The sequence below is a fragment of the Liquorilactobacillus capillatus DSM 19910 genome, assembly GCF_001434915.1.
Classification (GTDB): Bacteria; Bacillota; Bacilli; order Lactobacillales; family Lactobacillaceae; genus Liquorilactobacillus; species Liquorilactobacillus capillatus.
The window spans coordinates 181,195-188,434 of sequence record NZ_AZEF01000032.1 but is presented as its reverse complement, the minus strand read 5'-3'; the positions used below and the strand labels follow the sequence as shown (position 1 = coordinate 188,434).

The following is a 7,240-nucleotide window of genomic DNA, read 5'->3' as shown; positions in this document are numbered from 1 at the left end:
CAAAGTAATTAGAACTTTTATAAGTGGATTCACCAACAACAGTTGACGAAGAGCCCATTTTTAAGTTTAATGCAGCTACAACATAGGGGTAGGTCAAAAGTTATCTTTTGACTTACCCCCTTTTGTTTTAGCTTATTTTAAAAAGTCATTTACTGCTATTTCGTTCAACTAACTTTGTCCCTAACTCTATTCTTTGCGGAGCTGTTCTCCCTGTTTGCAAGCGATCCGCTAATAGATTGACCGCTGTCTTCCCCATTAGTTCAGTTTCTACATTAACTGAGCTTAATTCTGGATAGACAAAAGTTGCCAATGAAGTGTTATTAAAGCTAAAGATCTTAACTCTGTCAGGCACTTTTATATTAGCTTCCCGGAGGGCTTTCAAGGCTCCTACTGCCATTGGATCATTAGTGATAAAAAACGCTCGTGGCAGATCTTTTCCAAGCACCTTGATAGCCTGCTTCATCATTTGATAACCAGATTGACTTGTATAGTCTCCCTGAAAAACTAGCTTTGCTAGATAAGCGTTTCTCTTTTCCAGCGCTGACTTAAACGCCAGGTAACGTTGGTCAAAAACTTCAATAGCTTTATCGGTTGATGTTTCAATTCCATGGATCAGACCAATCTCATGGATTCCTTGTCTCCAAAAATACGTGACGACCCTTTCAGTAGCTATTCTAAAATCTGTTAGAACACTATCGAATCCAGCTGCAAATTGATCATCATCTACAAATACCAATTTGTCCGTTAAGGCTGCCAGTGCTTGGACCTGTGCTGGGCTAAACTTGCCAATAGCAATTACTGCATCGACATCTGATGTTAATTGGCCCATCTTATTTTGAAAAATACGGGTCACTTCAAACTTCTGTGCCTGCCCTTGTCGCTCAATCCCCATTCGAATCGACATATAATATAAATCGTCTTGTTCTTTAGATTCAGAATACCACTGCACGATCGCTAATTTCTTATTCTGAACCGAAGTTGATATTCGCCGTTTAGTTTTGGAATACTGTAAACTGTCAGCAACAGCAAAGATCTTTTGGCGAGTCTCATCACTAACAGATAGTGCTTGATCATAGTTCAGCACACGTGAGACCGTTGCTAATGAAACACCTACCTCTTGTGCAATATCTTTTAATGTTGCTGCCATTATTATATCCTCCTCATTTATACACTGCGATATCTTTTCTTATTAACTATTAGTCCATTTATTTAACAGCCTTGACCGCTGCTGCAAACCGCATAAAAGCACTAGTACCTGCCGCATCCAACTTAAAAACACCTGCATCTGCAAGTACTCGCGCAAAAACATTTCCTACTTCATAATGAATAATTCCAGTAACATTATCATTATTTAAATCATATTTATCTTTTAAACGATCTGCCCATTGCTTATGACTCGCTACGATTTGATTATGACGGCCCAAAAGATATTTTGCAACCTCCTGCAGTTCAGGTTTTAAGCGCGCTGGTAGAATAGCCCGTCCCATTACTTCAATCAGTCCAATATTTTCTTTTTTTATATGTTGAACATCTTGATGGGGGTGAAAAATCCCATCAGGAAAGTCAACTGATGTTTGATTGTCACGCAAAACTAAATCTAGCACATATTTATCGCCGTGCTTATATGCAATGGGTGTTGTTGTATGATGGCGTTCACCAGCCGTGTATGCTCGTACATCAACTGTTGTGTCAGAGTATTTTTTCCAAACTTCATGAATCTTAACTGCGGCATCAATTATTGCGTTTGCATTAGTACTTGTCAAACGAAGAGTTGACATTGGCCAATTTACGATTCCGCTTTCAATATTAGCCATTCCCAAATCAACCCGACGCATAAGCGGTGCTTTCATCATTGGAAACTCATGCCGTCCTCCTTGATAATGATCGTGCGACAACATTGAACCACCAACTATTGGTAAATCTGCATTGCTGCCAACAAAATAATGCGGAAATCGTTTTACGATTGCTAACAAATTAACAAATGTTTGTCTATTAATTACCATCGGTCTATGAACCTCGTCTAAAAAAATTGAGTGTTCATTAAAATATGCATATGGTGAATACTGAAATCCCCATCTTTTTCCATCTAACATTAAGCGAATTATACGATGATTACTGCGGGAAGGATAACCTAAGCGACCACGATAACCTTCATTCTCCATACACAGCTGACACAAAGGATAGCCATTTTGTGACTGTTTACGTGCTGCCGCAATAGCTTTAGGATCTTTTTCGGGTTTAGATAAGTTGATTGTTATCTCCAGCTTACCAAAGGAAGTTACCGCGGGAAAGACAATGTTTTTAGCAATTGCACGTGTCTTAATATAATTATTTGACTTGCTTAAGTTAAAAAAGTAATCAGTTGCTGCTTTAGGGCTTTTCTGATACTTATTCCAAAAAAGGTGATTCACAGTTGAAGGTAACGGAGTTACTAGATCCATTAATTGATCATTTAAAATATCACGTTCAGACTGTGTATCCTTGATCTTACCGTTCTTGATCGCACTGTGTATCAAAGCATTACATAAGCTGTCTAATCCTTTATACTCAATGACTGACAAATTGTCTTCACCTACTAAAGCTAAAATTCGATTATAAATATAAATGCGATCCATGTCAGAATACTGCACTGCTGAAGTAATAACCTTTTCAGCAAATTGAGCAACGACTGTTAGCTCCTTACCTTCTCTTTCTCTCTCGCTAAGTATGCTATTGGGATGCAAAGTTGCCATATTTTCCTCCTCCCTAATCTTTTAATTCGCACGGCCCATCAGTAATTTCTGCGATATAAAAATCAGCTTTATAGCCAATCGCTTCTTGATAAGCCTTGCCAACATTTTTCTCAAAAGCCGCGACATTCTTCCTGTTCACAATTGCAATCGCGCAGCCGCCAAAACCTGCCCCAGTCATTCTGGCACCTAAAACACCTTCTTGCTTCCATGCCGTTTCCGCTAATATATCCAGCTCATGACCTGTAACTCCATAATCAAAATGTAGTGAAACATGGGACGCGGTAACCAGACTACCAAATAAATCTAAGTTGTTAGCAGCTAAGGCTTTAGTAGCTCGAATCGTTCGCTGGTTCTCAAAAACAGCATGCCGAGCACGTTTAAGCAAAACTTCATCATTGATTAAGTACGCCGCTTCATCAAATTCACTTTCAGTTAGATCGCCAAGATTCTTAATCTTTAGTTTAGTTTGTAAACGGCTTAGTGCTTCTTCACATTCGGCACGCCGCTCATTATACTTAGAGTCCTGCAGTTCGCGCCGCTTATTTGTATTCATAATAACGATCACATTGTCGCCTAGCTTGATTGGTACATATGAATATTCCATCGTATTGGTATCTAAAAAGATTGCTTGATCTTTTTTACCCATTCCAATGGCGAATTGGTCCATAATGCCAGAATTAACACCAATATAGTCATTCTCTACTTTTTGGCCTAATTTAACTAATTCTAACTGATCAATCTCTAATTCAAAACCACGCTTAGCTATGATACCCATCAATAACTCGATAGAGGCCGAAGATGATAGTCCCGCGCCATCTGGTAAATTACCGTTGATATATAGATCAAACCCATGACTGAATTTTGCGCCCCTTTTAGCCAATTCATTAAGCATTCCCTTAGGATAATTCGTCCAACCAGCTTTTTTATCATAAGCTAAATTGTTGATATCAAACTCAACCATTCCTCGTTCAGGAATATTAGCGGAATACATCCGTACCATGTCGTCTGTTCGAGCTGCATAGACACCATAAGTTCCAATACTTATTGCACATGGAAAAACATGACCGCCATTATAGTCTGTATGTTCACCGATCAAGTTAATCCGACCAGGTGAGAAAAAAACATGTTCTGGCTCTGTATCAAAAATTGTTATGAATTTTTGTTTTAAATTATTTGTTTTCATATTAAGCCCCTCTTTATTTTAGTAAAGTTTTACTAAAATAAATATATGATGATATCATTGCCTTGTCAATAATAGTATTTTTTAAAAGCGAATTTAATAACTATTAATTATCTAACATAGATCTAATATCAAATTGTTTTTTAGTAAATGTTTAGTTAATAAGAAATTATGATTTACTTTTTATTATTTTTTACGTATTAGTTACCAAACACCTTTTTTGTAATCGGTATCTCAACTGGCAAATCAACTTTTTTGAACATATAGACAAAACTTATAAATGATAGTACTATCAAACTATAAAGATACGCGGGCTCTGACTTCCCTTTTCAGTTAGGAATAGACTGTGTTGCGTATCTTAGTTCATAGTTTCACATTTTCACTTTATTCCACTCGCTAACATGAATAATCTATTATGACTGGAGGTAATTCTACGCCGACGTTAAACCAATCAGTCAAAATGATGGGGACGATTATCACACTAACGCTTGAGCACCCTAAACCTAAACCAATTATGGCTGAATGTATCCGCCTACTGCATGTTTATGAACATCGTTTCAGTGCGAACGACGATCATTCTGAGCTTATGCAACTAAACCATCAATCTGGCAGAGCGCCGTACCGTATTCATCCTGAAGTATATAAGTTAATTAAGTTAGGAAAGTTTTATAGCCGCTTCCCTAACGGAAACCTTAATATTGCTATTGGACCGTTAGTTAAAACTTGGCATATCGGTTTTAGTGATGCTAAAGTCCCAACTGCTCAGCAAATTGAAACCGCACTGTCATTAACTGATCCCCAAAATATTATTCTTGATGATTCTAATAATACGGTCTTTCTGCGAAAAAAAGGGATGGAGATTGATTTAGGCTCATTAGCTAAGGGATTTATTGGTGATTTAATAATCCATTACCTACAAACTCAGCACGTTGAGCACGCTCTTCTAAACCTTGGCGGTAACGTGCTTGCTTTGGGCTCTAATACTAGCCGTAACGGCCAGCCATGGCGCATCGGGATTCAGGATCCTGCCAAAAAATTAGGTGAGTATTGCACAATAATACCTGCTCAAAACCAATCAGTCGTTACTTCTGGGATCTATCAGCGTAATCTAACTGTAGGAGAACATTTTTACCACCATATCTTCAATCGAAAAACAGGTTATCCAGTACAAACAAGCATTGCTAGTCTAACGATCGTTTCAGATAAATCAGTCGATGGTGAAATCTGGACTACTATTTTGTTTGGAAAACCGCTAATAACTATTATGGAAGCAGTCGCCTTATTAGATGGGATCTTCGCTATCGTTATAACGTGTGATGGTCAAGCATACGACTCACGTGTTTTTAAACGAGCTTCAACGTCCTAAATCCTTTTAGGACGGCAAATCAATTCTAGAAAGCAACCTTAGAGAGGAATGATTTTATGTATCATTTTATCGGTATTGTTGGAACAAATGATAAAAAGTCTACAAACAGACAATTAATGCAGTATTTAAAAAAGCATTATGCAGGAAAAGCAACAGTTGAGATCGTTGAAATCGGGGATCTACCAATTTTCTATAAGGAACCCGAACACCGTATTCCGGCAGCAGCTGAAAAATTAGCACATAAAATTGAAGAAGCAGACGGCGTAGTCATTGCGACACCTGAATATGACCATGCAGTTCCAGCTGTTTTAAGCAGTGCATTAGCTTGGTTATCTTACTTTGTTCATCCATTTGTTGACAAGCCCGTAATGATCACCGGTGCATCTTATGGTGCACTTGGGACGTCACGTGCACAATCACAATTACGGCAGATCCTTGATTCGCCCGAACTTCATGCCCGTGTTATGCCCAGCTCTGAGTTTCTGCTAGGTCACTCACTGCAAGCATTTGATGAAAATGGAGATTTGATTGATCCTGAGGTGATCAAACAATTGGATGGATTATTCGCAGACTTCCTGATTTTCGTTAAATACAGTACTAAACTGACACATACTACTGAACAAAATAAAAAAGACGCCGCCAATGTTAACTGGCAGCAAAGTGATCATTAGGAGGTCATATTATGAAATTAGTTGGAATTGCTGGATCAATTGCTGATGAATCTTATAACCGTAAATTACTGACTTATGTTGCCAGTCATTTTACAGGGGCTCTTGACATTGAGATCCTAAGTATCTCGGATGTTCCAATGTTTAGTCAAGATAATGACCAAACTGAAGGCGCACCTATTCAGTATCTAAAACGTAAGATTGAAGAAGCCGATGGGGTTATTATGGCAACACCTGAACATAACCACACGACGACCCCCGCACTCAAAAACGTTATTGAATGGCTTTCTTATAAGATCCATCCTTTAATGAACAAACCCGTTTTAATTATTGGGGCATCTTACCATACACAAGGCTCCTCACGCGCTCAGTTAAGTTTACGCCAAATCTTAGAAGCTCCAGGTGTGGGTGCATTGGTAATGCCTAGTGACGAATTTCTCTTAGCAAATGTTCGCACTGCATTTGATGAATTCGGCAACCTCAAAGATAAAAGGACGATCAAATTTCTCGATGCGGTCATGGGTAAATTCACAAAATGGGTCAAAGTTCTGAATGCTATGAAAGATAATGAGAAAAAAGCTGCTTGGGAACAAGAAGATCTAACAGCTTCACACCCGACAGATACCACAATTGATGTCCCAATGGATGCTGATGATTGGGTAGAACAAGGTGCTACTAAAACAAATGCCGCTAGCGGTAGTGATTATGTAAAATTAGATCGCGGTCTTTTAACTGTTGATCAACTCAATTGGTTCTTAAACACCATGCCACTGGAGCTGACTTATATGGATGATAACGATCAATTCATCTACTACAATAATTTCTTAGATCACGATGAGATGCTTGCACCACGTTATCCTAAACAAGTTGGCAGCCCAATGGCCGCATGTCATCCCGCTAGAGCAGTTGACCATGTTAAGCAGGTTATCTGGGCTTTGCGTAATAAGCAAACTGATTTAATCAAAATGCCCGTTCCAGGCAATAAGATAAACGAAAAATATATTATGCATTGTTACCATGCGATGCGTAGCGAAAGCGGCGACTTTAAAGGAATTAATGAATGGGTCTTAGACGTTTGGCCAACTGTTAAGGATTATCTAGCTAATACTGGTCAAATGCTCGTCAACGATCCTAACGCTAAGGTTGATGCTAGTGCCAGTGCTTCAGTAAAGCCCAACGCTAAACCCGCTGCTGATGCCAATGCAAGTGCATCTGTCAAAGAAGAAGCGGCCCAACCAGCTGCAGCTGAAAAGCCAGATAGCGGTTCAAGTGCCTCCGTCAAATCTTAAACTAG

The 7,240-nt window shown here is 38.8% G+C and carries 6 protein-coding genes; 3 read left to right on the top strand and 3 right to left on the bottom strand.

Annotated features, from left to right (window positions below):
• Nucleotides 1-145: 145 nt before the first annotated feature.
• Genes FC81_RS08375 through FC81_RS08365 form a run of 3 tightly spaced genes read right to left on the bottom strand, consistent with a single transcriptional unit; the run spans nt 146 to nt 3,915 of the window.
• On the bottom strand, nt 146-1,147 hold the full coding sequence (locus FC81_RS08375; protein ID WP_057745616.1) for a LacI family DNA-binding transcriptional regulator: 1,002 nt from the start codon (nt 1,145-1,147) through the stop codon (nt 146-148).
• Nucleotides 1,148-1,205: 58 nt separating this feature from the next.
• A complete protein-coding gene (locus FC81_RS08370; RefSeq protein ID WP_083478798.1) occupies nt 1,206-2,732 on the bottom strand; it encodes a UDP-glucose--hexose-1-phosphate uridylyltransferase in 1,527 nt (508 codons plus the stop codon).
• Between the two features lie 13 nt (nt 2,733-2,745).
• Nucleotides 2,746-3,915 carry a galactokinase gene (locus tag FC81_RS08365; RefSeq protein ID WP_057745612.1) on the bottom strand — a complete coding sequence of 390 codons (1,170 nt, stop codon included), beginning with the start codon at nt 3,913-3,915 and terminating at the stop codon, nt 2,746-2,748.
• A 412-nt stretch (nt 3,916-4,327) separates the two neighbouring features.
• Here FC81_RS08365 and FC81_RS08360 point away from each other — a divergent pair, with 412 nt between their 5' ends.
• Genes FC81_RS08360 through FC81_RS08350 form a run of 3 tightly spaced genes read left to right on the top strand, consistent with a single transcriptional unit; the run spans nt 4,328 to nt 7,235 of the window.
• Nucleotides 4,328-5,278, top strand: a complete 951-nt coding sequence (locus FC81_RS08360) for an FAD:protein FMN transferase (RefSeq protein WP_235804665.1) — start codon at nt 4,328-4,330, stop codon at nt 5,276-5,278.
• Between the two features lie 56 nt (nt 5,279-5,334).
• Nucleotides 5,335-5,949 carry an NADPH-dependent FMN reductase gene (locus FC81_RS08355; RefSeq protein WP_057745609.1) on the top strand — a complete coding sequence of 205 codons (615 nt, stop codon included), beginning with the start codon at nt 5,335-5,337 and terminating at the stop codon, nt 5,947-5,949.
• 11 nt (nt 5,950-5,960) lie between these two features.
• Complete coding sequence (locus tag FC81_RS08350) at nt 5,961-7,235, top strand: NAD(P)H-dependent oxidoreductase (RefSeq protein ID WP_057745606.1); 1,275 nt, start codon at nt 5,961-5,963, stop codon at nt 7,233-7,235.
• Nucleotides 7,236-7,240 lie beyond the last annotated feature (5 nt).

Coding starts and splice junctions, on each gene's coding strand:
- FC81_RS08375 (WP_057745616.1), bottom strand. CDS start 1,147: ATGGCAGCAACATTAAAAGATATTGCACAAGAGGTAGGTGTTTCATTA.
- FC81_RS08370 (WP_083478798.1), bottom strand. CDS start 2,732: ATGGCAACTTTGCATCCCAATAGCATACTTAGCGAGAGAGAAAGAGAA.
- FC81_RS08365 (WP_057745612.1), bottom strand. CDS start 3,915: ATGAAAACAAATAATTTAAAACAAAAATTCATAACAATTTTTGATACA.
- FC81_RS08360 (WP_235804665.1), top strand. CDS start 4,328: ATGACTGGAGGTAATTCTACGCCGACGTTAAACCAATCAGTCAAAATG.
- FC81_RS08355 (WP_057745609.1), top strand. CDS start 5,335: ATGTATCATTTTATCGGTATTGTTGGAACAAATGATAAAAAGTCTACA.
- FC81_RS08350 (WP_057745606.1), top strand. CDS start 5,961: ATGAAATTAGTTGGAATTGCTGGATCAATTGCTGATGAATCTTATAAC.